Here is a 24,715-nt window from a genome sequence, read left to right on the forward strand (position 1 = left end):
CTTCCCAACCGCCAGTGGCTTGCCGATGAATCTGCTCGATCCGCAAGGGCCCGTGGCTGCGGCCAACAGAACCATCCTGGTCGATTCCGTCTTCATCATGCTGGTGATCGTGGTGCCGACCATTGTCGCGATCCTGGCCTTTGCGTTCTGGTTTCGCGCCTCCAACACCAAGGCGCGCTACCAGCCCAACTTCGTCTATTCCGGCCGCGTCGAGATGGTGGTGTGGTCGATCCCGGCGCTGACAGTGATCCTGCTCGGCGGCGTCGCCTGGATTGGCTCGCACCAGCTCGATCCCGCGGCACCGGTGCCGGGCACGGGCAGTCCGGTGCGCATCCAGGCCGTCTCGCTCGACTGGAAATGGCTGTTCATCTATCCCGACCAGCGCATTGCCACCGTCAACACGCTGACGGTGCCGGCCGGCGCTGAGCTGAATTTCCAGCTGACCTCGTCGAGCGTGATGAACACGTTCTTCATCCCGCAGCTCGGCAGCATGATCTACACCATGAACGGCATGGTGACGAAGCTGAACCTGCGCGCCGACAACGAAGGCAAGCTGCAAGGGCTGTCGGCGCATTTTTCCGGCGACGGCTTTCCCGACATGATGTTCGACGTCAACGTGGTATCGCCGCTGGCTTTTCCCGAGTGGGTGGCGGGCACGGCGAAGACCGACGCGGTGCTGAACGAGGACAGCTACAGGAAGCTGATGCAGCAGGGCATCGAAAAGGGCAGGCCGGCCTACCGCCTCGAAGATCCGCGCCTGTTCGACCTGATCGCGACCCAGCACATTCCGCCGGGACCGGGGCCGGAGCTGATCTCCGAGGCCGGCCGTCCGCACAGTGGAGGCGTTGATGCTCGGTAAGCTCGACTGGTCCGCTATCCCGTTCGATCAGCCAATTCCGCTCGTCGCAGGCGCGATCGTGCTGGTCGCGATCCTCGGCGTGCTGGCCTGGGTCGTGGTGAAGGGGCATCTGCCATACCTCTGGCACGAATGGATCACCAGCGTCGATCACAAGCGGATCGGCGTGATGTACATTCTGCTGGCCTCGGTGATGCTGCTGCGCGGCGGCAGCGACGCCATCATGATGCGGATCCAGCAGGCGGTCGCCTATCAGTCGCAGGGCTACTTGCCGCCGGAGCATTACAACCAGATCTTCTCGGCCCACGGCACCATCATGATCTTTTTCGTGGCGATGCCGTTCGTGATCGGATTGATGAATCTCGTCGTGCCCCTCCAGCTCGGCGTGCGCGACGTCGCGTTCCCGACGCTCAATTCGGTCGGCTTCTGGCTGACCGCGACCGGCGCGTTGCTGGTCAACATGTCGCTCGTGATCGGTGAGTTCGCGCGCACCGGCTGGCTCGCCTTTCCGCCGCTGTCGGAATTGTCTTATTCACCGGGCGTCGGCGTCGATTATTACGCCTGGTCGCTGCAGATCTCCGGCGTCGGCACGCTGGTCGCCGGCATCAACCTCGTCACGACAGTGCTGAAGCTGCGCACCAAGGGCATGAACTATCTGCGCATGCCGATGTTCTGCTGGACCACGCTCGCTTCGAACCTCCTCATCGTCGCGGCCTTTCCGATCCTCACGGCGACGCTCGCGATGCTGCTGCTCGACCGTTACCTCGGCTTCCACTTTTTCACCAACGAAGCCGGCGGCAACGTCATGATGTTCATGAATTTGATCTGGGCCTGGGGACATCCCGAGGTCTACATCCTGGTGCTGCCCGCGTTCGGCATCTTCTCCGAGGTGGTCTCGACCTTCTCCGGCAAGGCGCTGTTCGGCTATCGTTCCATGGTGCTCGCGACCATGGCGATCTGCGTCATCTCCTTCATGGTCTGGCTGCACCATTTCTTCACGATGGGGGCGGGTCCCGACGTCAACGCCATCTTCGGCATCGCCAGCATGATCATCGCGATCCCGACGGGGGTGAAGATCTACAATTGGCTGTTCACGATGTATGGCGGCCGCATCCGTTTCGCGACACCGATGCTGTGGTCGGTCGGCTTCATGGTCACCTTCATCATCGGCGGATTGACGGGCGTCCTGCTGGCGGTGCCCCCGGCCGATTTCGTGCTTCACAACAGCATGTTCCTGGTGGCGCACTTCCACAACGTCATCATCGGTGGCGTGCTGTTCGGGGCCTTCGCCGGCTTCGAATACTGGTTTCCGAAGGCGTTCGGTTTCCGCCTCGACGAGCGCTGGGGCAAGGCTGCGTTCTGGTTCACCTTCGTCGGCTTCTTCGTCACCTTCATGCCGCTTTACATCGTAGGCATGCTCGGCATGACCAGACGAATGCAGCATTACGACGTCGCGGCGTGGCGGCCCTGGATGATCGTTGCTGCAATCGGCATGGCGGTGCTGACGATCGGCGTGATCTGCCAGATCGTGCAGCTCGTGGTCAGCATCCGCAATCGCGAGGCGCTGCGCGACCGGACCGGCGATCCCTGGGACGGCCGCTCGCTGGAATGGGCGACCTCGTCGCCGCCGCCGGTGTTCAATTTCGCCTTCAATCCCGACGTGCGCGGCGAAGACGCCTATTGGGACATGAAAGCCCGCGCGCAGCAGCAATCGCTCGAGCATGACAAGCGCGAATATCGCGACATCGAAATGCCCCGGAATTCCCCAACCGGCTTTGTCTGCGCGTTCTTCGCCACTATCATGGGGTTTGCGCTGATCTGGCACATCTGGTGGATGGTGATCCTGGGAGGCCTCGGCGCATGGGCGACCTTCGTGGTGTTCGCCTGGCGGGACCATGACGAATACGTCATTCCGGCCGAGGAAGTCGCTGCGGTCGACCGCGTCAATCTCGAGGAGCGGCGCAGCCTCGTCAGCATGGCGGGGACGGTCTGATGGCGATGATCGCGACCGCCGGCCACGCGCAGGCCGATCCCCATCACATCGGTGTGGTGATCGAGCATCCCGGTCCTGCGCCGAAGCGGATCGTGACCGCCTACGGCTTCTGGATCTTCCTGCTCTCGGACATCGTGATGTTCTCCTGCTTCTTCGCGGCCTATGCGGTGCTGGCTGGCCAGACCGCCGGCGGCCCCAAGGGCTCGGAGATTTTCGAGCAGAGGAACGTCGCGATCGAGACGGTCTGCCTGCTGCTGTCGAGCTTCACCTGCGGCATGGCCAGCATCGCGGCCGATATGCGCAACCGGTTCTGGTTCTATCTCGGCATGAGCGTGACCTGCGCGCTCGGGCTGATCTTCCTCGCCATCGAGTTCCGCGAATTCGCCGACCTCGTCGCGCGCGGCTTCGGTCCGTCGCGCAGCGCGTTCCTGACCGCGTTCTTCTCGCTGGTCGGCTGCCACGGCCTGCACGTCTCCGCCGGCGTCTTGTGGCTGCTCACCATGATGGCCCAGGTCTTCGCAAAAGGCTTTCGCGCCGATGTCCTGCGCCGGGTGATGTGCTTTGCGTTGTTCTGGCACGCGCTCGATATCGTCTGGGTCGGGGTGTTCTCGGTCGTCTATTTGCTCGGGAGTGGCGCATGAGCGATCAATCGCACATCGGACACGACCTCGCGCCGGGTGAGGAAGAGCAACACAGTGTCGGGACCCGAATCCTCGGTTACGTCATCGGGCTCGTACTTGCGCTGCTGCTCACGGCGACATCGTTCTTCATCGCGGGCACTGATCTGGTCTGGCAGCCCTCGATTCCCGTTGCGCTCATCGTGCTGGCGATCGCGCAGATGGGCGTGCATCTGGTGTTCTTCCTGCACATCACGACCGGCCCCGACAACACCAACAACGTGCTGGCGCTGGCCTTCGGATTGCTGGTGGTCTTCCTCGTGGTCGGGGGCACGGTCTGGATCATGGCGCATCTGAACGCCAACATGCCGCCGATGGACCAGATCATGATGCGGCACTAGCGCGCGAGGACGTAAGGCCGCCCAAAAAGAAGAGCCGCTTGTTGTGACAAGCGGCCCAAGTCTAGGGAGGAAACGCCCAAGCAAAGACAATCCAATGAGGATCGTCCGCCAAGGAAACGCATGCGCAAGCGCTTGCGTATGTTCATAAGTGCAGCAACTCGCGAAGGAGTTCAATTCCGGATCAATACGGTCCCGGACTACCACTCACGGATGCGTGAGCGGGTTTGTTCACTTCGGCCGGCGGCAATTATAGGCCTTGCGGAAGCCGGCCGCCTGGGCGTCGTCCTCCGAGCAGAACCAGCGGTCCGGTTTGGTGGTCGCCGGGTAGCTCGGGCAACCCCGCAAATGATAGATGCCGATATTGCCGGTAACGCGCGCGCGCACCGCAAGCTTGCCCTTGATGCTGCAGCTCGGCGGCATCGTCAGCTCCTCCGGGAACAGCGCGGCGCGAATCTCCTTGTCGCGGTCCTGGCGGCAGGCCGCGCCCAGCAGTGCGCCGTCCTTCTTGCCGGCGCGGAAGTCTTGCGGTGCAACAAAGCAGCCTTTCCAGATTCCGGCCGAGGCCGTCCTGGCTTCGCCTGCCGCCGGCTTGACGTTCGCCTTGATCGGCTCCCGCGCGATGGCAAAGCCGAGCTTGATCAGCTGCTCGTTCAGCGTCGACTTGTCGCCCTCGGCCGTGCAGATCGCCCGGTGCCGCTTGCCGAAGCTTTTCTCCGGCCCGACATCGTCACAGCGCACGGGCCGCTTGTTGATCAGCTTGGCCAGCTGGTCCCGCGCATCGATGCCGCAGGTCCAGGGATCGGCATGATCGTCGATGCAGACCTGGTCCAACTCGGGCGCGTCGACGCCGTCGAGCCGGTAGGTGACGTCGCCGAGCTGGATCGAGTTGCCGTCGCGCACCGTCGCGGCGGCGGTCAGCGCGGAGGCCGGCTGGGACGACGCCAGGAATCCGGACAAGGCGAAGAAACAAAGAAGCGCAAACGCGCGGGCGGCGGCAAAGACATTTCGGAAGGACATAAGGTCTCGCTATCGATGGCTCGGACCGCCTGTTCCTAGCATCCAGATGTGGCGATACCAATGGTCTGCGCCCTGCGAAGTGCGACATTCCGGCCTCGCGGCTTTACTCCCCGGCCGCTCTGATCCTATCGTTCGCGGAGCTTGCGAACCGTGCAGGCCGAATCGCCCGGTAAGCGGCGAGGGCGGGAGGACAAGGTTGCGATGAAAGACCCCGTGGACGTCCTGATCATCGGCGCCGGCGCTTCGGGCGCGGCGGTGGCGTGGTCGCTGGCCGAGACCAAGATGCACATTCTCTGCCTGGAGCAGGGCGGCTGGATGAACCCGGCTGAATATCCGAGCACGGGCCGGGACTGGGAGGCCAAATTCTACGGCGAATGGTCGTCGAGCCCGAACGTGCGTGGCCGGCCCGAGGACTATCCCATCAACGACGACAATTCGCCCATCAAGGTCGTCAACTACAATGCGGTTGGCGGTTCGACCGTGATGTACACCGCGCATTGGCCGCGGCTGCATCCCTCCGATTTCAAGGTGAAGACGCTGGACGGCGTCGCCGACGACTGGCCGATCGACTACGACGCCCTGACCCCGTTCTTCGAGGAGAACGATCGCATGATGGGCACGTCAGGCCTCTCGGGCGATCCGCTCTCGCCGCTGACGCATCCGCCGATGCCGCCACAGCCGATGGGATTGTCCGGCGCCATCATCGGCAAGACCATGAACCAGCTCGGCTGGCACTGGTGGCCGTCGGACACGACGGTCGCGACGATGGACTATGAGGGGCGGGCGCGTTGTATCAATCTCGGCCATTGCACGCCGGCCTGCGCGCAAGGCGCGAAGTCGTCCACCGACATCACCTATTGGCCGCATGCGATCCGCGCCGGCGTCGAGTTGCGCACCCATTGCCGGGTGCGCGAGATCACCACCGACGAGAACGGCATGGCCTCGGGCGTGGTCTATTACGACAAGGATGGCGTCGAGCAGTTCCAGCCCGCGCATGTCGTCATCATCGCCTGCAACGGCGTCGGCACGCCCCGCCTGCTGCTCAACTCGAAATCAAACCGCTTCCCGAACGGCCTTGCCAATTCATCCGGCCTCGTCGGCAAGAATCTGATGTTCCATCCCTACGCGCAGATCTACGGCTATGTGAAGGAGCCGACCGATAGCAACCGCGCGCCGCCGACCTGCCTCTGGAGCAAGGAATGGTACGACACCGACCTGTCGCGCGGCTTCGTGCGCGGCTACGGCGTGCAGTTCGTGCGCGGCGCCGGGCCGGTGTTTGAGGCCGTCGTCAGCGAGCAGAAGGGCATTTTGCCGTGGGGCGAGGATCATCACCGCGTTTTCCGCAAGCTCAACGGCCATCGTCTCGGTTTCTCCGCGATCTGCGAGGATTTGCCGGAGGAGCACAACCAGGTCACGCTCGATCCGGTCCTGAAGGACAGCCACGGCATCCCGGCGCCGAAGATCGACTACACGATCAGTGAGAACAGCCGGAAGATGATGGAGCACGCACTCACCCGCGGGCGGGAGGTGCTCGAGGCCGCTGGTGCGACCGATATCTGCATCAACTCGCCGATCCCGTGGGGCGGATGGCATCTGCTCGGCACCGCGCGGATGGGCACCGACCCGGAGCGCTCCGTGGTCAACGAATGGGGCCGCTCGCACGACGTCAAGAACCTCTTCATCGTCGACGGCAGCATCTTCGTAACATCGGGCGGGGTGAACCCGACCTCCACCATCCAGGCTCTCGCGCTGTACATTGCCGACCAGATGAAGCAGCGCCTGACCAATTTGTTCGATTGAGGCCGTCATGTCCGCAGATAATCAACTGACGCCGCGGCAGCGCGATGACCTCCGTATCATCGCCGCGATGATCATTCCCGCCAGCGATGAATACAAGGTGCCCGGCGCCGACGATGCGGCAATCCAGGCCGACATTCTGGCAACGCTCGGCCGTGACACCGGGCTGGTGGCCGCAGCGCTCGATCACCTGGCGCGGCTCGCGGGGATGCCATTTGCCGACCTCGAGCCCACCGCGCGCGACGGCGTCGCGCAGGAGTTCCGTAAGCACGGCGGCGCTGCTGCGGCGACGCTCGTCCGCGTCGTCCTGCAATGCTATTACCGCGACGACCGCGTGCTGCGCTCGCTCGGGCTCGAGCTGCGTGCGCCGTTCCCCAAGGGCTATGTGCTGCCTGACGGTGACTGGTCGCTGCTCGATCCGGTCAAGGCAAGAGGCGGCTCGCTAAGGCGGGCGCCCTAGCCATCTGGGCAGTCCAGCCCTGCGCACCTTGCGCGGCAGGGAACAGGCCACCATCTGTGTGAGCCTTCAAGGACTCTTGCCATGCTGGATTTCACCTCAGATATCGTCGATGACGCACCGTCATCGCGAACGGCGGCGGCTGCTCCGGTCGATGACGGAACGCTGCTGGACGCCTATTCCAATGCCGTGATCGACGTGACCGACCGCGTCGGCCCTGCGGTCGTGCGGGTCGAGACCGGGCCCAAGGTGCCTGATAGACGCGAGCGCGGCGGGCTCGGCTCGGGCATCGTGATCTCGCCTGATGGCCTCGTGCTCACCAACAGCCACGTGGTCGGCACGTCCAAGGAGATCCGGCTGCGCGATGTCGAGGGCCATGTCGGCGAGGCCCAGGTGCTCGGTGTCGATCCCGATACCGACCTTGCGCTGCTGCGCGCCAACGGCGCGCGCCATCTGCCCTATGCCTCGCTCGGCAATTCCAAGAGCTTGCGGCGCGGCCAGCTGGTGATCGCCATCGGCAATCCGCTCGGCTTCGAATCGACCGTCACCGCCGGCGTGGTGTCCGCGCTCGGTCGCTCGATCCGCTCGGTGAGCGGCCGCACCATCGAGGACGTGATCCAGACCGACGCCGCGCTCAATCCCGGCAATTCCGGCGGACCGCTGGTGTCGTCGCATGCCGAGGTGATCGGCATCAACACCGCCATCATCAACGGGGCGCAGGGCATCTGCTTCGCTGTCGCCAGCAACACCGCGCAATTCGTGCTGTCGGAGATCATCCGCCACGGCTATGTCCGCCGCGCCTATATCGGCGTCGCCGGGCAGACCGCGCCGGTGCCGCGGCGGCACGCGGTCGCGGCCGGCGTCGAGAACAAGATGGGCGCGCTTCTGATGCAGATCGAGCCGGATGGACCTGCGGCAAAGGCGGGCCTGCTGCCCGGCGACGTCGTGATCAGGCTCGACGGCGTCGAGATCAACGGCGTCGACGATCTGATCCGCGTGCTCGACCGCGACCGGATCGGCCGGCGGCTCGCCATGGACGTGCTGCGGCTCGGCCGACTGCGGGCGATCGATATCGATCCCGTAGAGCGGAAGCCCGCCCGCTAGCGTCCGACGGGCGAGGCGAGGTATGACTTTGTCATGCCTCGCTTTCGGACACCCGCCGCATGATGCCGACACATGAGACCTACGATGTCATCGTCATCGGCGCCGGTGCCGGTGGCATGACGGCGGCGGCCGTTGCCGCGGCCGAAGGTCTGCACGTGCTGGTGATCGAGAAGACCGCCTTTGTCGGCGGCACCACGGCCTGGTCCGAGGGCATGGTCTGGATCCCCGCCAACGCCAAGATGAAGGAGGCGGGGCTCTCGGACACGATCGCCGATGCCGTCCAATATCTGTCGAGCACGGTGCCTGAAACCGCCAATGCCGGCCTGCGCGCCGCCTTCCTCACGCGCGGGGCCGAGGCGATCGCCTGGCTCGAAGCCAACACGGAAGTTCGTCTCCAGTCGGTGAAGGCCTGTCCGGACTATTATCCGGAACGCCTGGGCGCCACATCAGGCGGCCGCGTGCTGGAGCCGGCTGCGTTCGACGGAACGGGGCTGGGCAGAGCTTTTGCGCGATTGCGGCCACCGCTGCCGGAGTTCACGCTGTTCGGTGGCATGATGGTCAATCGCCCCGATAGTCAGCATTTGCACAGGGTTGGAAGATCGCTGCGCTCGACCATGCGCGCGGCGCGGCTCGTCTCGGCCTATGCACTGCAGCGGCTGCGAAGCCGGCGTGGCACGACGCTGCATCTCGGCAACGCGCTTGCCGCCCAGTTATACGCCTCGCTGCTGGCGCGGCAGGTTGAAGTTCTCTTCAGCGCCGACGTCGAGGCTCTCTCGATGCAGGGTGATCGCGTCAGCGGCGTGGTGATCCGCCATGGCTCCCGCGACCGGCCGATCGCGGCGCGCCGCGGCGTGGTGCTGGCGACCGGCGGCTTTTCGCACGACGCCGTGTTGCGCAAGCGTTATTTTCCGGCGGCGGCTGGATTTGTCTCGGTGGCCCACACCTCCAGCACCGGCGACGGGCTGCGGCTTGCGGCAGCGACAGGTGCGGCGCTCAATACGGACGCGACCAGCCCGGCCCATTGGGTGCCGGCCTCGCTGTTTCGCCGCGCCGACGGCAGCCGCGGCGTGTTCCCGCACACCGTAGCCGACCGCGCCAAGCCGGGGGTGATCGCCGTCAACGCCGCGGGCCGGCGCTTCGTCAACGAGGCGCTGTCGTACCATGAATTCGTGCTCGGCATGCTGCGTGATGGCAATGGCGAGCCGGACCGGCCGTTCCATTTGATCTGCGACCGCGCGTTCCTCTGGACCTATGGCCTTGGCCGCATCAAGCCGTTCACGCGCAGCTATCGGCGTTATGTGGCGAGCGGCGAGTTGATCGAGGCGCCTGATATCGCACAGCTCGCAGGCAAGATCGGCGTCAAGCCCTCCGTGCTCGCGGCGACGCTGGCGAGCTACAACGAAGGGGCAAAGGAGGGCCGTGACCCCGAGTTCGGCCGCGGCAGCACCATCTATCAACGCCACCTCGGCGACATCAGCCACAAGCCCAATCCCTGCGTCGCGCCGATCACGCGGGGGCCGTTCTTCGCGATGCGGATCTATCCGGCCGATCTCGGCACGGCGATCGGCCTGAAGGTAGACGCGCAGGCCCGCGTGCTGCGCGCGGACGGCACGCCGATCGCCGGCCTCTATGCCTGCGGCAACGACATGGGCTCGATCATGAACGGGAATTGTCCGGGGCCGGGGATCACGCTCGGGCCGGCGCTGACGTTCGGGTACATCGCTGGGCGGCATCTGGCGGAGGGGGCGATGACGTTTGCGACAACGCCCGCCGTCGCCACGACTTCAGTCTAGCCATCCCCACCGCTGTCATGCCTCGCGAAAGCGGGGCATCCAGTACGCCGCGGCCTATCGGTCAAATCACAACCGTCTCGGAGTACCGGATCGCCCGCCTTCGCGGGCGATGACACTGAGTGTGTGACGAGCGCGTCCTACGACCCCCGTCATTGCGAGCGCAGCGAAGCAATCCAGGAATCTCTCCGCGGAGGCAGTCTGGATTGCTTCGTCGCAAGGGCTCCTCGCAATGACGCGGAGGGAGCGCGGGCTCTGAAGGTTACTCCGCCGCCGCGGCAAAGCGGCTGTTCTCCAGCTCCGCTTCCAGGCGCGCCGTCTCGGCCGCCGCCAGTTTGACGTTGGCTTCCTTGACGTGGCCAAAGCCGCGGATCGTCTCGGGCACGCGCGAAAGCCGCGTCAGCAGCGGGATCTGCCCGGCCTTCAGCCCGACGATCCGCCGGTCGATCATCGCCAGATAATCTTCGACCAGCTTGCGCTCGGTCCGGCGCTCGTCGGTGCGGCCGAACGGATCGAACGCGCTGCCGCGCAGGAATTTCAGGCTGGCGAGAACGCGGAAGGCGTGGAGCATCCAGCCGCCGAACTCCTGCTTCTGAAGCCGGCCCGTCACCTTGTCGCGCTTGGCAAAGATCGGCGGTGCGAGATGGTATTTCAGCGTGAAATCGCCATCGAACTTTTCCGACACCTTCTTCGCGAAGCTGCCGTCGGTGTAGAGCCGCGCGACCTCGTACTCGTCCTTGTAGGACATCAGCTTGAACAGGTTCTTGGCGACCGCCTCGGTCAGCTCCGTGGACGCCGGCGAGGCGGCATTCTCAGCCTTGCGCACCCTGGCGACCTCAGCGAGATAGCGGTCGGCATAGGCCTTGTCCTGATAGGAGGTCAGGAATTCGGCGCGCGTCGCGATGATGTCGTCGAGCGACTTGGTCGGCGCGGCGGCGCGGTTCTTGAACTGCAGCACGCTGCGCACCCGCGACATGTCATGGGCTGCGAGACGGCCCCAGGTGAAGGCGAGCTTGTTCATCTCGATCGCGGCGCCATTGATCTCGATGGCGCGCAGCAGGGCCTCCAACGACAGCGGGATCGCGCCCTTCTGGAAGGCGAAGCCGAGCATGAAGGGGTTGGTCGCGATGCTGTCGCCCATCAGCGCCGCGGCGATGCCTGTCGCATCGATGATGTCGAGGTTCGTGTCGCCGACGGCGTCACGCAGCACGGTCTGCATCGTGCCCATCTCGAAATCGAGGTCGGGGTTTTGCACGAAGCTCGCGGTCGGCTGCAGATCGGCGTTGACAAAGGCCTTGGTCACGCCGCGTTCGGCGCGGCTGAGCGCGGCGGGACCTGCCGAGACGATCATGTCGCAGCCGAGGATGACGTCGGCACCGCCCGTGGTGATGCGGACTGCCGAAATATCTTCCGGCTTCGGGGCGATGCGAACATGGCTCATCACCGCGCCGTTCTTCTGCGACAGGCCCGTGAAATCGAGCGCCGAGCAGCCGCGGCCATCGACATGGGCGGCCATGCCGAGCACTGCGCCGATGGTGATGACGCCGGTGCCGCCGATGCCGGTGACGAGGATGTTGTAGGGGCCGTCGAGCTCGCGCGCCGGCGGCAGCGGCAAATCGGCGAACAGCTGGCCGGAATCCACCGCCGACGTCTTCATGCGCTTCAGGCTGCCGCCATGCACGGTCACGAAGCTGGGGCAAAAGCCTTCGACGCAGGAGAAGTCCTTGTTGCAATTCGACTGGTCGATCTGGCGCTTGCGGCCGAACTCGGTCTCCAGCGGTTGCACCGAGACGCAGTTGGAGGCCTGCGAGCAATCGCCGCAGCCTTCGCAGACCAGTTCGTTGATGAAGGCGCGTTTGGCAGGATCCGGATAGAGCCCGCGCTTGCGGCGGCGGCGCTTCTCGGCGGCGCAGGTCTGGTCGTAGATCAGGACCGTGAGGCCCTTGATGTCGCGCAGCTCGCGCTGCACGGCATCGAGCTCGCGGCGATGATGGATGGTCGCGCCTTGCGGGAAGTAATTGCCTTGCGGATACTTGGCGGGATCGTCGGAGACGATCGCGAGCCGCTTGACGCCTTCGGCCCAGACCTGGTGTGCGATCTGCGCGACATTGAAGGCGCCTTCCGCCGGCTGACCGCCGGTCATGGCAACGGCGTCGTTGTAGAGGATCTTGTAGGTGATGTTGATGCCGGCGGCCGATGCCGCGCGCAACGCCAGCAAGCCCGAATGGGTGTAGGTGCCGTCGCCCAGGTTCTGGAAGATGTGCGTCTCGCTGGTGAAGGGCGACTGGCCGATCCAGTTCACGCCCTCGGCGCCCATATGCGAGATCAGATCGGTGCGGCGGGTCGGCATGCTCAGCGCCATGCCGTGGCAGCCGATGCCGGCCATGGCGCGGCTGCCTTCGGGCACGCGCGTCGAGGTGTTGTGCGGGCAGCCCGAGCAGAAGAACGGCGTGCGGGCGAGCTTGATCTGCGTGCTTGCGGCGACCGGATTGTCGAAGGCCTCGAGCCGGGCAAGGCGCTGCTCCAGCACCGGGCTGTGATGGCCGAGCTTGCGCAGGCGCGCCACCAATGCGCCCGCGACGATGGTCGGCGTCAGCTCGCCCTCACTCGGCAGCAGCGGCGCGCCGCGCTCGTCGCGCTTGCCTGTGACGGTCGGGCGCTTTGAGGCGTCGATATTGTAGAGTATTCGCATCAGCTGGTCTTCGATGAAGCCGCGCTTCTCCTCGACCACGAGCACGTCCTGCAGGCCTTCCGCAAAACGCTTGGCGCCGCTTTCCTCCAAGGGCCAGGTCAGCGCGACCTTGTAGATGCGAAGGCCGAGATCCTGCGCGTCCTTGTCGGTGATGCCCAAATCGGCCAGCGCCTGCCGCAGATCGAGATAGGCCTTGCCGGTCGCGACGATACCGAGCCGCGCGGGTTTGGAATCGAGCACGATGCGGTCGAGCTGGTTGGCGCGGGCAAAGGCCTGCACGGCCGCCATCTTCGGCCCGAACAGGCGCTTCTCCGCTTCGAGCGGCGGATCGGGCCAGCGGATGTTGAGGCCGCCGGGCGGCATTTCGAAATCATCAGGAAGGACAATTTTGATACGCTCGGGATCGCTGTCGATCGACGCAGAGCTCTCGACGGTCTCGCTGATCGCCTTGAAGCCAACCCAGCAGCCGGAGAAGCGCGACAGCGCAAAACCGTACAGGCCGAGATCGAGATAGTCCTGCAGCGTTGCGGGATTGATCACGGGGATCATTGCCGCCGCGAACACCTGCTCGCTCTGATGCGCCAGCGTCGAGGACTGGCAGCCATGGTCGTCACCGGCGAGCGCGAGCACGCCGCCGTTGAGCGCGGTGCCGGCCGCATTGGCGTGCTTGAGCGCATCGACCGAGCGGTCCACACCCGGGCCTTTGCCGTACCAGATGCCGAACACGCCATCGACCTTGGCGCCGGGAAACAGGCCGACCTGCTGGCTGCCCCAGACCGCGGTTGCCGCCAGGTCCTCGTTCAGTCCGGGGACGAAGGCGATGTCGTGCTGCTGGAGATGCGACTTCGCGCGCCACAGCGCGTGGTCGTACATGCCGAGCGGGGAGCCGCGATAGCCGGAGACGAAGCCGCCAGTGCTCAGCCCCTGGAGCCGGTCGCGTTCGCGCTGCAGCATGGGCAGGCGGACCAGGGCCTGTGTGCCGGACAGGAAGATCCGCTTCGATTCGAGCCGGTATTTGTCGTCCAGCTCGACCTGCAACAGCGTCATTTCAAGGTCCTTGTTGTCCTGGTCCGGGAGGGATTTTGCGCCGCGGGAGGCTTGCGGCTTTGCGAAGCGGAAGATACCCAGTCAAGAGCATGGGCCGGCGAAGTCAATATCGCTGGCCGCATCCGTGGCGCTCCTGCTCGTCATGGCTTGCTGGCGGAGGACATCATGGCTGCAAACGCATTCGACACTCAAATCACCGAGACGACCGAGGCCCTGGTCGGCCCATGGCGCCAGCCGCGTCAGATGCTGCAGGCCCAAACTTACGACGCGCATGCCTCGATCCACGACGACGCCACCGCGCAGAAGCTCGGCTTCAAGGGCGGCACCATCGAGGGTCCCACGCATTTCAGCCAGTTTGCGCCGCTCGGCGCGCGTCTGTGGGGCCGCGCCTGGTTCGAGACCGGATGTCTGTCCGCGCATTATCGCAGCGTCTGCTATGAGGGCGAGGAGGTGCAGGCAATCCTGTCGAAGCCGTTGCCCGGCAACAGTCAGTGCCAGGTCCAGATGGTCAAGCACGACGGCACGGAGGTGCTGCGCGGCACGGCGTCCGTCGGTGAACCCCATGCAGCGACGGCACTGGAGGCCCGCCTTGCCGAGCTCAAACCGCTGGCCGATCCCGTGATCCTGCGCGACGTGCGGGTCGGCGTGACCGGCAAGCGGCAGACGGTACGGATGGCGTTCGACCAGATCATGGGCGACCTCTATCCGTTCTCCCTCAGGCAGAAGCTCGCGGTCATCACCGAGAGTTCGCCTTATTATTCCGGCGCCGACAATCCGTGGGGCAGGGCCATCATCCCCATGGAGATGCTGAGCGTGCTGTTCCAGTATCGCTCCAAGGACGATCCATTGCCGGCCAAGGGACCGGCCGTCGGCCTGTTCGCCGACCAGCAGATCCGCCTGGTGAAGGGGCCGCTCTTCGAGGGCGAGGAGTACCAGGTCGAGCGCGAGGTGGTTGCGCTCTCCGGCAGCCGCCGCACCGAAAGCGCCTGGGCCAGGACCAGCGTGTTCGACAAGACGAACACGCTGGTTGCGACCATGCTGTTGAACATGGCGACGCTGAAGGATTCTTACGCGCCGTACGAGGAAGAGTATCGGCTGCTATACGGCGCGTAGGCCAGGCGACGTCAGAGCTGTTCGTATGACCGCATGCGCGCCATCCCGCCCCATTGCTCGAAGATGGGCTGTGCCGTCGCATTGATCTCCGCAATCGACATTCCTCGGCCCACGCCCGAACCGGCGAACACCGTCCAGATCACGTCTCGCGTTCCGAGGCCGCCCCGCTTGGGATCGGCATTGATGCCGAGGCTGGAAGCCAGCGCGATCGAGCCTTCGCCGATCTTGTCGGCCGGGCCCGTCTCGGCAAACTGACAGAAGCAGAGCTTGCCGTTCAGCTTGTTGTAGGCGACTCCAAGGTCGCCGAGCCGCAGCACTTTCGCCGAGGTGAAGTGCCGGAAGCGGCCGCCGGGCAGGACGACGAACGGAATGGTGCTCGCATCGATGTAGTGGCTGGGCCGATCGGCAGGGAAACCGGGGTTGGTCAGCGATGTCGTTGCGACATAATAGCCGGGCGCCGGATCCGCATTGTCCTGAACCCTGGGAACGCCGTGCGCATCGGTCACGAGCGCCCACCAGTTTCCGGGCCGTCCAGCGTTCGCGAGGAAATCGAGCGCGATGGCGTTGTTCTGGTGATAGGCCTTCGGCGCCCCGTCTGCGTCGACCGCGAAGCGGCCGCGGAAGACGGCCGCGCAGACATCGGTCGTCTCGTAGACCTGCCAACCCTCGGGAGCGCTATAGGCGAGCCGGATGGGGTCGTGCGCCGGCGCGACCCCCAGCATTTCGGCACCAAAATTGGCGACGGCAGGCGCGCCGCCGAAGCGTTCGCGCATGGTTTGATCGATCTGCGGCCATGTCAGACCGGACGAGATCGGATTGTCGTCGGACCGTAGTTGAACATGCGGCGCATCCTTGAACCGCGGCCAGAGCAGGCCTGCGGTCAGACCGAGCCGCTTCGCTTCCTGGGCGTAGACCTGATAGCCGTTGATGCCGTTGATCTTCCTGGTCGTGGACCATTCGGCTCTTCCCTCGACCTCCCAGAAGCAGTCGACGGCCTCGCCCCATTGATGCCAGCTGTTCCCCGGAAGGACCTTGGTCACCTCGTCTCCGTTCTGGGGGCCGACCGACTGCAGCACGTCCGCAAGATACGACGCGCCGTTTTGCCGAAGCGTCGCGATCGCATTGTTGATCTCGATGATCGAACGCGATTGCCGCCAGTAGCGCGCCTGCTGCGCCGGCGTCCTGACGCTTTCGGTCGGCACCATGGTGACGCCGTTTGCCGCACAGGCTTGAAGCAACTCGCTGACCAGCGAGCGGAATTCCGGGACGAGGTCGCCCAGTGAAATGGCCATCGGAAAACTCCACAATCAAATGTTGCGCAATGAGAGAATGCTACCCGATTTGTCGGCCGGTGCAAGATCGGGTGGGGACGGGACACCCGCCAAGCGGCAGGATGCGCGGCCGGGCCTCGGCTTTATCTAACGCTGACCTGCCGGGGGAGACGGCGTTGCTGCCGAGACTCGCAGGCGCAGCGTGCCTCGGAATGATGGAGACCAAAGTCGCGCCGCTCATCCTCTAGGCAAATGCACGCCGCAAAGCCGTCGCACAGGGAATAAGCAGGCACAGGCGTTCTTCCTAACCTTCTGAGCGTGCTTCGAATTCCTCCGCGGCCTGCACGCCGTCGCAATTGTACACAATGGCACGCCGCTTGCAGAACTCCTGGCGCAGTTCTCGCGAGGGGCGGGCGTCATGCTGGACTTGAGCAAGCCGACATTGGGCGTCATCAGCGCCGAGCCCGAGCCGATCGCACTCGACTGGTCCGCCACCGCGCTTCTGATTATCGACATGCAGCGCGACTTCATGGAGCCCGGTGGCTTCGGCGAGACGCTGGGCAACGACGTCAGCCAGCTGGCGCGCGCGGTGAAGCCGATCGGCGCGGTGCTGGCGGCGGCGCGCGACACCGGCATGCTGGTGATCCACACCCGCGAAGGCCATCTGCCCGATCTCTCCGATGCGCCGCCGGCGAAGATCGAGCGCGGCGCGCCGAGTCTTCGCATCGGCGATCCCGGCCCGATGGGCCGCATCCTCATTCGCGGCGAGGCCGGCCACGACATCATTCCCGCACTTTATCCGCTCGACAGCGAGGTCGTGATCGACAAGCCCGGCAAAGGCGCGTTCTACGCCACTGAGCTCGGCGACGTCCTGGAGAGATACGGTATCGAAAACCTGCTGGTGTGCGGCGTCACCACCGAAGTGTGCGTCAACACCACGGTGCGCGAGGCTAATGACCGCGGCTACCGCTGCGTCGTCATGTCGGACGGCTGCGCGTCCTACTTTCCCGAGTTTCACGAGATGGGCCTGAAGATGATCAAGGCCCAAGGCGGCATCTTCGGCTGGGTCACGGACTCGGCCGCAGTTCTGGAGGCAATGAGGACTTCGACCACATCAGGGGGACGATCATGAGCACATTGACGGGGACGGCCGGCAAGTCTGAGATCGATACGTCCGGTTTCAAGCCGGCACTATGGACATCTGGCGATTGGAACGCGTTTTTCGGCTTCGGCACCAACATCCTAGTCAACATGCTGGTGCTCACGGGCCTGTTGCGCTTCGTCCTGAAGATGCCGGACAGTCTGGTGTTCGGCCGCATCCTGCCCGCGCTCGGGCTGATGATGTGCCTCTCGACGTTCTACTACGCCTACCTTGCCTACCGTCTGGCGCAGAAGACCGGTCGCAACGATGTCTGCGCGCTGCCCTCGGGCGTCAGCGTGCCGCACATGTTCATCGTCACCTTCGTGATCATGCTGCCGATCACACTGAAGACGGGTGATCCGCTCAAGGGCTGGTCCGCCGGCCTGGTCTGGGTGTTCTTCCAGAGCTTCATTCTCATGATCGGCGGCTTCATTGCGCCGTTCATTCGCAAGATCACGCCGCGCGCGGCACTGCTCGGCACGCTCGCCGGCGTCTCCGTCACCTTCATCTCGATGCGGCCGGCGCTGGAAATGTACATGACGCCGCAGATTGGCCTGGTCTGCTTCGCCATCATCCTGGTGAGCTGGTTCGGCGGCGTGAAATATCCGCGGGGCATTCCCGCAGGCCTCGTCGCCATCGCGGTCGGCATGGTCATCGCCTGGGGCTCGAACCTGTTCGGGCTCGGTCTCGGAGGCTTGAGCATCAAGGGCGTTGGCGATGCCTTCGCGAACTTCGGCTTCTCGGTGCCGATCCCGGCAATCGGCCACGTCTTCTCCGGTTTCGAATTTCTCGGCATCATCCTCGTCACCGCCATTCCGTTCGGCATCTACGACCTCGTCGAGGCCATGGACAATGTCGAGAGCGCGGAAGCGGCCGGCGACGAATATCCGACCACGCGGGTGCTCACGGCCGACGGCGTCGTCAGCCTGATCGGCTGCCTGATGGGCAATCCCTTCATCAATGCCGTCTATATCGGCCATCCCGGCTGGAAGGCGATGGGCGGCCGCATCGGCTATTCGGCGGCAACCGGCATCATGGTAATCGTGCTGGCCTGGTTCGGCATCATCTCGGTGCTGCTGGCACTCGTGCCCGTGGTCGCGATCTCGCCGATCCTGCTCTACATCGGCATGCTGATCGGCGCGCAGGCGTTCCAGACCACGCCGGTCAAGCACGCGCCCGCGATCGTGCTGGCGCTGACGCCGCATCTGGCCGCCTGGGCCAAGCTGCAGATCGACACGATGCTCGGTTCGACCATGAATGCGGCGGCAACCGTCGGCGGGATGGCCGCCGACAAGGCCGACGCGGTGAAGGCTGCCGCGATCGCAGCGCTGCCGCAGCAGGGCGTGTTCTACCACGGCCTCGAGGTGATGGGCGGCGGCTCCATCCTCGGTGGCCTCATCCTGGGTGCGATCGGCGTCTTCATCATCGAGCGGGATTTCGAGAAAGCCTCGGCGTTTGCGCTGGTCGGTGCCGTGCTGACCTATTTCGGCTTCATGCATGGCGAGGCGGTCGGCATCGGCGGCGGCTTCGGCGTCACACCCGCGGTCGCGCTGGCCTATGCCGCGATGGCCGCTGGCCTGTTCGCGGCCAGCAGGCTCGGCGCCGGCGAACATTATGCCTCGCATCCGGAGATGTCTGCCGCACCGGCGGAATAGCAGAACAGCGCGGCCTTCCGTGAAGCGGCCGGCCTGTGCCGGCCGCTTTCGCTTCAGGGCCGCACTGCCGGTGTCTCCATCGGCAGGCCATGCGCCCGCGACATCAGATAGAGCTCGAGCGCGACCAGCTCGGGCGAGCCGTACTCATAAGCCTGGGCGCGCACGCCGCTCATGCAGCTGCGCAAGCGCCTCTCCAGCGATCCCAGCGTTTGCCATTCCAGGCGGTAGAGCGGATAGCCGGTCGGCTGTCCCTGCGTGATCGGCGCGCCCGCGAGGCGCTTGTCGAAATTGTCGTCGTGGCAATTGGTGCAAGCGAGATTGAGCTGACCCTCGCGCCGCATGAAGAGCTCGCGGCCTTGCTCCACGAAGGGTTTGGCCTGCGGATCGTCCCCGGCCGTGATCGCGGCCCCGCGCGATTGATGGGCGACGAAGGCGGAGAGCGCGAGGAGGTCGCGGCTCTCGTAGGGCAGCGGCGTCGCCTGCTGATGATCGGCTCTGCAGAGATTGATGCGCTGGTCGAGCGTGACGGGGCGGCCGAGCGTCGTGTCGATCGCGGGGTAGCGCGCCGCGACGCCCTTCATGCTGCCGCGCGCATCGCCATGACAATCCGCGCAGGCCTTCTCCGCGCTGCCGGTCTTCTTCGCCCACAGCTGTTCGCCGTCGAGCACGAACAGCATGGCCGGATTGGAGGTGTCGTCGTCCTGCATCGCCCGGGTGTCGGGTCCCATGAACGAATAGCCGGACCGGCGCGCATCGGGCGGAATTTCACCGGCGAGCAGGGCAGGGGCCACAGCGAACAAGGTCGCCGCGGCTATCGCGCGCCAAACGCTCATTCGACCGTGATCGATGCCGACGCGGTGGACGAGTAGCCGTTGTCGCCGATCCATTCGAACTCGAACTTGCCGCTCTCCTTGGCGACGGTGAAGAACGACAGATAGGGATTGGCCGCGATCGCCGGAAACAGGTCGGCGCGGAAGATCTCGGCGCCGTTGTAACGGCAAATGAAGCTCGTGATGATGTCGCGCGGCACCAGCTTGCCGTCCACAGTGTGGCGGAAGCCTGTTTCCATGATGTGCGAGGTCAGCGTACGGATCTCGATGACGTCGCCGCGTTTGGCCTTCGCGGGAACGTTGATGAGCGCGGCCATCAGTTCATCTCCTCGGTGCAGGCCGCCAGCGTCACGACCACGTCGGCGACAACCTGCCAGAACGTGTCGTCGGACATACGCGCGATCGCCACCACTTTCTGGGTGTCGGCAAGGCGGATGCGGGTCGAGACCTGGGCCCGGCCGGAGGAGGGGCCGAGATAGAAATTGCCGATGTTCGGCTGCGGGTTCTTCTCGTTGAAGACGTGAATGCTCTTGACGTAATCGTCAGCCGTCATCGGGCTTGCGACGCTCACCGTCATCGGCACGGTGTTGCCGTTCTCGACCAGCGGAGGAATATCGAGCTTCACCCTGCCGGTGCTGACGGATGCTTCGCCGACGATGTTGCGGATCGCACCATTGAGCATCGCGGGCGTTGCCCGAAGCGGACGCAGGGTGACGATCGGGAGCGTTCCGGCGGCGGTGATGCCTCCGGCGAGGCTCAAGAATTGTCGTCGCGTGGTTGGCATGAACAGTCCTAGTCACGAAGCGTTGCAAGAAAGGCCACGATGTCCTCGATCTCGGCGGCCGACAATATCGCCTTGCCGGCAAAATTGCGTCCGACCCGCACGAGGCCGTCGTTGCGATAGTAGGACGGCATGATGGTCTCTGCGTTGAATCGCGAGGCATCGACCAGTCGAAGCCGCAACTGGCTCGCCGTCCATCGGTTCCCGGCCCCGGTGAGGTCAGGCGCGAGGTCGCCCTGGAACCGCGTTTCCGGGAAGGGGCCGGAATGGCAGAGGATGCAGGTCGTGCTGCGTGCGAGCACCAGGGTCCGTCCGCGCGCGGCATCGCCAGGCGAGCCGGTGAGCGAGGTTGGAATGCCATCGCCGACGATGTTGTAGGAGACGAGTTCGTCCGCGTGCACAACGCTGGCAAAGGTGAGGCCCATTATGAGGAATGCGACAATCGCAGATGTCGGGAAGGATGGCTGCGACTGCCGCGAACTCCACTTACCTCTCCCGCTTGCGGGAGAGGTCGAACCGAAGGCGAGGGTGAGGGTTCTCGCTTCTTGGAGATTCTCGCGAGTGGAGACACCCCCCGCAGGCGGGGGAGGGAGCGCACCGAGGTGTTCGCGGCAAGCTTGGTCCATCATCGCTCTAGCCAAAGGTGTCCGCCGTGATGGTTTGAAACCAGCGCTCCGCCTCCGCGGCTTCGCGGGCCCGCAATTCGCGTGGCGCATCGACCGGACTGGTCGCGCCGCCTTCGACCTCGGCGAAGATGTCGCCTCTTGGCTGGTAATTGCCGGCAAGGGAGAAGCCGTAGCCGGGTGCGACGGTGTTGTAGCAGACGCCTGTGAGCCGCGGCGTTTCCGGCGCGCGGCCGGCGAGGAGACGGACGATGGCGGCGGCGCAGGCCTTGCCTTGCCCGCTTGCGGCCGACGCCGATTTGGGGATGCCGCCGCCGAGGCAGGCATCGCCGATGACATGGATGTCTTTGACGAGTTTCGACTCGAAGCTCACGGGATCGATTGGGCACCAGCCGGTCGTATCTGCAGCGCCCGCGATCTCGGCGATGCGTCCCGCACGTTGCGGCGGGATGACGTTGGCGACGTCAGGGGTGTAATTGCCGAACTCGGTGACGATGGTCATGGTCCCAGGATCGACGGAGGTGACGCGGCCGCCTTGCGACAGGCCAACGCGCTCGATCATGTCGCCGTACAGCTCCTTCCACGCCCTCTCGAACAGCCGCTGCTGGGAGAAATTGTCCTTGGCGTCGAGGATCAGGACTTTCGAGCGTGGCTTGTTCGTCTTCAGGTAATGCGCGATCAGGCTGGCGCGCTCGTAAGGCGCAGGCGGGCAGCGCGACGGATTGGCCGGGATTGCAATGGCGACCGTGCCGCCATCTGCCATCGCTTCCAGCTGCTTGCGCAGCAGCAGCGTCTGCGCGCCGGCCTTCCAGGCATGCGGCATCTTGTCCGATGCGGCCTCGTCATAGCCGGGCAGGGCCTCGCCATGGAAGTCGATGCCGGGGGAGAGCACGAGACGATCATAGGCAAACGCGGTGCCTTCGGCTGTGGTCACGCTACGCTTTTGCGGGTCGATGGCCGTCGCGGCCTGAGCCACCACGACGATGCCCTCGGCCGCGATCCTGTCATAGCCGAAGCGTTGCGTCTCCATCTTGCGCAGCCCGGCGATCACCTCGTTGCTGAACGGGCAGGACGTGAAAACCTTGTTCGGCTCGATCAGGGTGACCTGCAGGTTCGCGTCGGCGCGCTTGAGCGCACGCGCGCAGGCCGCGCCACCGAAGCCGCCGCCGACCACGACGATGCGGCCTGCCGATTGCGCACGCAGGATCGAAGGTGTGGCGAGCGATGCGGCCGCGGCGGCGATGCCGAGGACGGCATTCCGCCGTGTCACCGGCACATTCATGAGGCTTGTCCGGAAAAATGTGCCGCGGCGGCTATCGTGGCCGCCGCGGCGTTTCTCAGGCGAAGGTGATGTTCTGGTCGCGCAGCGGCACCGAGCGGATGCGCTTGCCGGTCGCGGCGAAATAGGCGTTCAGCACCGCCGGCGCGGCAACACCGATGGTCGGCTCGCCGACGCCGCCCCAGAACCCGCCGCTCGGCACCATCACCGATTCCACCTTCGGCATCTCGTTGATGCGCATCGAGTTGTAGGTGTCGAAGTTGGTTTGCTCGATCTTGCCGTCCTTGACAGTGCAGCCGCCGTAGAACAGCGCGGAGAGGCCATAGACGAAGGAGCCCGCAATCTGCCGCTCCACCTGCGCCGGATTGACGACGTAGCCGGGGTCGGTGGAGGCGACGATGCGATGCACCTTGATCTTGCTGCCGTCGGTCACCGAGATCTCGGCGGCGCCGGCGACATAGCTGCCATAGCCCATGACCTGGGCGATGCCGCGATAGATGCCCTGTGGCGCCGGCTTGTCCCAGCCGATCTTCTCCGCGACCGCATTGAGCACCGCGATGTGCTTGGGGTGATTGCCCATCAGCTTGCGGCGGAATTCGAGCGGGTCCTGGCCTGCGGCCTGGGCCAGCTCGTCCATGAAGCATTCCATGTAGATCGCGTTGTGATTGACGTTGACGCCGCGCCAGAAGCCGGGCGGAACGTGCGGGTTGCGCATCGCGTGCTCGACCAGCAGGTTCGGCACCGAATAGCCGAACGCGGCTTCGCCCGATTGAGCGACGCCCTGGAACGCCGCCGGATCCATGCCGTTCTGCAGCGCCTCGGGGCGCAGCGAGAACAGGATCGATTGTCCGGACAGGCGGTAGTGCAGCGCGACCAGATTGTTGTTGGCATCGAACGCGCCGGTCATCTTGCACTGGGTGATCGGGTGATACCGGCCATGCGCCATGTCCTCTTCGCGCGACCACAACAGCTTGATCGGTGTGCCCGGCATCTGCTTGGCGATGACGACCGCCTGGCGGACATAGTCGGTCTGGCCGCGCCGGCCGAAACCACCGCCCAGCATTACCTTGTGGACGTCGCACTTCTCCGCGGGCAGGCCGGACGCTTCCAGCACTGCAGCGAAGGCGGCTTCGCCGTTCTGCGTGCCGCACCAGACCTCGCATTTATCCGCGGTGTAGAGCGCGGTGGCGTTCATCGGCTCCATCGTGGCGTGGTTCTGGTAGGGATAGGAGTAGACGGCTTCGACCTTCTTTGCCGCACTCGCAATCGCGGCCTTGGCATCGCCGTTCTTGTTGCCGACATAGGCCGGCTGAGAATCGTCGAGGCCCTCGTTGAGCCATTTCGCAATCGACTCGCTGGAGACCTTGGCGTTGTCGCCTTCGTCCCAGACGATCGGCAGGGCCTCCAGCGCGGTCTTGGCGTGCCACCAGGTGTCGGCGACCACAGCAACGGCGGTGTCGCCGACCTTGACGACCTTCTTGACGCCTTTCATGCCGGCGATCTTGGCTTCGTCAAAGCTCTTCAGCTTGCCGCCGAACACCGGGCAGTCCTTGATCGCGGCATTCAGCATGCCCGGCAGCTTGACGTCGGCGCCGTAGATCATGGCGCCGGTGGTCTTGTCGACGGTGTCGAGGCGCTTCACGCCCTTGCCGATCAGCTTCCAGTCCTTCGGGTCCTTCAGCTTGACCTCGGCCGGCGGCGTCAGCTTCGCGGCGGCTTCGGCGACCTTGCCGTAGGTCGTGGTCCGGCCCGACGCCTTATGCGTGATGACGCTGTTTTCGGCCGAGCATTCGGAGGCCGGCACCTTCCATGCGTCGGCGGCGGCCTGGATCAGCATCACGCGCGCGGTGGCGCCGCCCTTGCGGACATAGTCCTGCGAGGAGCGGATGCCGCGGCTGCCGCCGGTCGAGAAATCGCCCCAGACGCGCTTGCGTGCGACGCTCTGGCCCGGTGTCGGATATTCGGTCGTGACCTTGGTCCAGTCGCATTCGAGCTCTTCGGCGACAAGCTGGGCGAGACCCGTCAGCGAGCCCTGGCCCATCTCGGAGCGGGCGATGCGGATCACCACGGTGTCGTCCGGCCTGACCACGACCCAGGCGCCGATTTCGGGCGAGCCGTCGGCCGCGCGCACAATGGCGGGCCCGCCGAAGGGGATGTCGAGGCCGATGGCGAGGCCGGCGCCGAGCGTGGCACTGCCGATGACGAAGGCACGGCGATTCATCTTGGGAGAAACATGCTTGTTCATGGGCGG

20 protein-coding genes are annotated in these 24,715 nt (G+C 65.1%); 11 read left to right on the forward strand and 9 right to left on the reverse strand.

All coding sequences use genetic code 11. The features are described from left to right. The first annotated feature begins 25 nt into the window (after positions 1-25). From AC0WRY_RS10095 to cyoD, 4 genes are read left to right on the forward strand one after another with little or no spacing between them, the layout of a single operon-like run. Positions 26-859, forward strand: coding sequence for a cytochrome ubiquinol oxidase subunit II family protein (locus AC0WRY_RS10095; RefSeq protein ID WP_491123046.1), 834 nt, complete (start codon positions 26-28; stop codon positions 857-859). Further along, entirely contained in the window at positions 849-2,849 is a 2,001-nt protein-coding gene (gene cyoB / locus AC0WRY_RS10100; protein ID WP_194406836.1) for a cytochrome o ubiquinol oxidase subunit I, read from the forward strand. Before AC0WRY_RS10095 ends, cyoB begins: the two co-directional genes overlap by 11 nt. Further along, positions 2,849-3,490 carry a cytochrome (ubi)quinol oxidase subunit III gene (locus AC0WRY_RS10105; RefSeq protein ID WP_194406837.1) on the forward strand — a complete coding sequence of 214 codons (642 nt, stop codon included), beginning with the start codon at positions 2,849-2,851 and terminating at the stop codon, positions 3,488-3,490. Before cyoB ends, AC0WRY_RS10105 begins: the two co-directional genes overlap by 1 nt. Beyond that, positions 3,487-3,867 (forward strand): cytochrome o ubiquinol oxidase subunit IV, encoded by a 381-nt coding sequence (cyoD, locus tag AC0WRY_RS10110; RefSeq protein WP_194406838.1) that lies wholly within the window; start codon positions 3,487-3,489, stop codon positions 3,865-3,867. Before AC0WRY_RS10105 ends, cyoD begins: the two co-directional genes overlap by 4 nt. 228 nt (positions 3,868-4,095) lie before the next feature. Here the strand turns inward: cyoD and AC0WRY_RS10115 are convergent, their stop codons facing one another. Next, on the reverse strand, positions 4,096-4,884 hold the full coding sequence (locus AC0WRY_RS10115) for a thermonuclease family protein (RefSeq protein ID WP_491123047.1): 789 nt from the start codon (positions 4,882-4,884) through the stop codon (positions 4,096-4,098). A 201-nt stretch (positions 4,885-5,085) separates the two neighbouring features. Here AC0WRY_RS10115 and AC0WRY_RS10120 point away from each other — a divergent pair, with 201 nt between their 5' ends. The 4 genes from AC0WRY_RS10120 to AC0WRY_RS10135 all read left to right on the forward strand — a co-directional run bounded on the left by AC0WRY_RS10120 (position 5,086) and on the right by AC0WRY_RS10135 (position 10,035). Beyond that, the gene (locus AC0WRY_RS10120) at positions 5,086-6,684 is read left to right on the forward strand and encodes a GMC family oxidoreductase (protein ID WP_194406840.1); all 1,599 of its coding nucleotides are present in this window, start codon (positions 5,086-5,088) and stop codon (positions 6,682-6,684) included. Between the two features lie 7 nt (positions 6,685-6,691). Next, complete coding sequence (locus AC0WRY_RS10125) at positions 6,692-7,141, forward strand: hypothetical protein (protein WP_194406841.1); 450 nt, start codon at positions 6,692-6,694, stop codon at positions 7,139-7,141. A gap of 81 nt (positions 7,142-7,222) precedes the next feature. After that, complete coding sequence (locus AC0WRY_RS10130; RefSeq protein ID WP_194406842.1) at positions 7,223-8,242, forward strand: S1C family serine protease; 1,020 nt, start codon at positions 7,223-7,225, stop codon at positions 8,240-8,242. Between the two features lie 59 nt (positions 8,243-8,301). Further along, positions 8,302-10,035, forward strand: coding sequence for an FAD-dependent oxidoreductase (locus AC0WRY_RS10135; protein ID WP_194406843.1), 1,734 nt, complete (start codon positions 8,302-8,304; stop codon positions 10,033-10,035). Between the two features lie 259 nt (positions 10,036-10,294). Here the strand turns inward: AC0WRY_RS10135 and AC0WRY_RS10140 are convergent, their stop codons facing one another. Then, the gene (locus AC0WRY_RS10140) at positions 10,295-13,771 is read right to left on the reverse strand and encodes an indolepyruvate ferredoxin oxidoreductase family protein (protein WP_194406844.1); all 3,477 of its coding nucleotides are present in this window, start codon (positions 13,769-13,771) and stop codon (positions 10,295-10,297) included. Positions 13,772-13,936: 165 nt separating this feature from the next. Here AC0WRY_RS10140 and AC0WRY_RS10145 point away from each other — a divergent pair, with 165 nt between their 5' ends. Then, entirely contained in the window at positions 13,937-14,884 is a 948-nt protein-coding gene (locus tag AC0WRY_RS10145) for a hypothetical protein (RefSeq protein WP_194406845.1), read from the forward strand. A gap of 11 nt (positions 14,885-14,895) precedes the next feature. On the opposite strand, the gene AC0WRY_RS10150 is transcribed toward AC0WRY_RS10145, so the two are convergent. Then, positions 14,896-16,176, reverse strand: a complete 1,281-nt coding sequence (locus AC0WRY_RS10150; RefSeq protein WP_194406846.1) for a glycoside hydrolase family 75 protein — start codon at positions 16,174-16,176, stop codon at positions 14,896-14,898. 397 nt (positions 16,177-16,573) lie between these two features. Between AC0WRY_RS10150 and AC0WRY_RS10155 the strand changes: the two genes are divergently transcribed. Then, the gene (locus AC0WRY_RS10155; protein ID WP_194406847.1) at positions 16,574-17,287 is read left to right on the forward strand and encodes a cysteine hydrolase family protein; all 714 of its coding nucleotides are present in this window, start codon (positions 16,574-16,576) and stop codon (positions 17,285-17,287) included. Further along, complete coding sequence (locus tag AC0WRY_RS10160; RefSeq protein ID WP_194406848.1) at positions 17,284-18,951, forward strand: regulator; 1,668 nt, start codon at positions 17,284-17,286, stop codon at positions 18,949-18,951. Before AC0WRY_RS10155 ends, AC0WRY_RS10160 begins: the two co-directional genes overlap by 4 nt. Before the next feature lie 53 nt (positions 18,952-19,004). On the opposite strand, the gene soxA is transcribed toward AC0WRY_RS10160, so the two are convergent. The 6 genes from soxA to AC0WRY_RS10190 form a co-directional block, all read right to left on the reverse strand. Beyond that, positions 19,005-19,784: a sulfur oxidation c-type cytochrome SoxA gene (gene soxA, locus AC0WRY_RS10165; RefSeq protein ID WP_194406849.1), complete on the reverse strand. Its 780-nt coding sequence runs from the start codon at positions 19,782-19,784 to the stop codon at positions 19,005-19,007. Beyond that, the gene (gene soxZ / locus AC0WRY_RS10170) at positions 19,781-20,098 is read right to left on the reverse strand and encodes a thiosulfate oxidation carrier complex protein SoxZ (RefSeq protein ID WP_194406850.1); all 318 of its coding nucleotides are present in this window, start codon (positions 20,096-20,098) and stop codon (positions 19,781-19,783) included. The genes soxA and soxZ overlap by 4 nt, the downstream gene beginning before the upstream one ends. Continuing rightward, positions 20,098-20,565, reverse strand: a complete 468-nt coding sequence (locus AC0WRY_RS10175) for a SoxY-related AACIE arm protein (protein WP_491123048.1) — start codon at positions 20,563-20,565, stop codon at positions 20,098-20,100. The genes soxZ and AC0WRY_RS10175 overlap by 1 nt, the downstream gene beginning before the upstream one ends. A gap of 8 nt (positions 20,566-20,573) precedes the next feature. Then, entirely contained in the window at positions 20,574-20,987 is a 414-nt protein-coding gene (gene soxX, locus AC0WRY_RS10180; RefSeq protein WP_194406852.1) for a sulfur oxidation c-type cytochrome SoxX, read from the reverse strand. 208 nt (positions 20,988-21,195) lie between these two features. Continuing rightward, entirely contained in the window at positions 21,196-22,467 is a 1,272-nt protein-coding gene (locus AC0WRY_RS10185) for an NAD(P)/FAD-dependent oxidoreductase (protein ID WP_194406853.1), read from the reverse strand. 55 nt (positions 22,468-22,522) lie between these two features. Continuing rightward, a complete protein-coding gene (locus AC0WRY_RS10190) occupies positions 22,523-24,709 on the reverse strand; it encodes a xanthine dehydrogenase family protein molybdopterin-binding subunit (RefSeq protein ID WP_194406854.1) in 2,187 nt (728 codons plus the stop codon). Between the last annotated feature and the right edge of the window lie 6 nt (positions 24,710-24,715).

Source organism: Bradyrhizobium sp. T-12 (assembly GCF_058314695.1).

What these genes read in the sequence shown, in the direction of transcription:
- AC0WRY_RS10095 (WP_491123046.1), top strand. Translation starts at nt 26, where the DNA reads ATGAATCTGCTCGATCCGCAAGGGCCCGTGGCTGCGGCCAACAGAACC.
- cyoB (WP_194406836.1), top strand. Translation starts at nt 849, where the DNA reads ATGCTCGGTAAGCTCGACTGGTCCGCTATCCCGTTCGATCAGCCAATT.
- AC0WRY_RS10105 (WP_194406837.1), top strand. Translation starts at nt 2,849, where the DNA reads ATGGCGATGATCGCGACCGCCGGCCACGCGCAGGCCGATCCCCATCAC.
- cyoD (WP_194406838.1), top strand. Translation starts at nt 3,487, where the DNA reads ATGAGCGATCAATCGCACATCGGACACGACCTCGCGCCGGGTGAGGAA.
- AC0WRY_RS10115 (WP_491123047.1), bottom strand. Translation starts at nt 4,884, where the DNA reads ATGTCCTTCCGAAATGTCTTTGCCGCCGCCCGCGCGTTTGCGCTTCTT.
- AC0WRY_RS10120 (WP_194406840.1), top strand. Translation starts at nt 5,086, where the DNA reads ATGAAAGACCCCGTGGACGTCCTGATCATCGGCGCCGGCGCTTCGGGC.
- AC0WRY_RS10125 (WP_194406841.1), top strand. Translation starts at nt 6,692, where the DNA reads ATGTCCGCAGATAATCAACTGACGCCGCGGCAGCGCGATGACCTCCGT.
- AC0WRY_RS10130 (WP_194406842.1), top strand. Translation starts at nt 7,223, where the DNA reads ATGCTGGATTTCACCTCAGATATCGTCGATGACGCACCGTCATCGCGA.
- AC0WRY_RS10135 (WP_194406843.1), top strand. Translation starts at nt 8,302, where the DNA reads ATGATGCCGACACATGAGACCTACGATGTCATCGTCATCGGCGCCGGT.
- AC0WRY_RS10140 (WP_194406844.1), bottom strand. Translation starts at nt 13,771, where the DNA reads ATGACGCTGTTGCAGGTCGAGCTGGACGACAAATACCGGCTCGAATCG.
- AC0WRY_RS10145 (WP_194406845.1), top strand. Translation starts at nt 13,937, where the DNA reads ATGGCTGCAAACGCATTCGACACTCAAATCACCGAGACGACCGAGGCC.
- AC0WRY_RS10150 (WP_194406846.1), bottom strand. Translation starts at nt 16,176, where the DNA reads ATGGCCATTTCACTGGGCGACCTCGTCCCGGAATTCCGCTCGCTGGTC.
- AC0WRY_RS10155 (WP_194406847.1), top strand. Translation starts at nt 16,574, where the DNA reads ATGCTGGACTTGAGCAAGCCGACATTGGGCGTCATCAGCGCCGAGCCC.
- AC0WRY_RS10160 (WP_194406848.1), top strand. Translation starts at nt 17,284, where the DNA reads ATGAGCACATTGACGGGGACGGCCGGCAAGTCTGAGATCGATACGTCC.
- soxA (WP_194406849.1), bottom strand. Translation starts at nt 19,784, where the DNA reads ATGAGCGTTTGGCGCGCGATAGCCGCGGCGACCTTGTTCGCTGTGGCC.
- soxZ (WP_194406850.1), bottom strand. Translation starts at nt 20,098, where the DNA reads ATGGCCGCGCTCATCAACGTTCCCGCGAAGGCCAAACGCGGCGACGTC.
- AC0WRY_RS10175 (WP_491123048.1), bottom strand. Translation starts at nt 20,565, where the DNA reads ATGCCAACCACGCGACGACAATTCTTGAGCCTCGCCGGAGGCATCACC.
- soxX (WP_194406852.1), bottom strand. Translation starts at nt 20,987, where the DNA reads ATGGGCCTCACCTTTGCCAGCGTTGTGCACGCGGACGAACTCGTCTCC.
- AC0WRY_RS10185 (WP_194406853.1), bottom strand. Translation starts at nt 22,467, where the DNA reads ATGAATGTGCCGGTGACACGGCGGAATGCCGTCCTCGGCATCGCCGCC.
- AC0WRY_RS10190 (WP_194406854.1), bottom strand. Translation starts at nt 24,709, where the DNA reads ATGAACAAGCATGTTTCTCCCAAGATGAATCGCCGTGCCTTCGTCATC.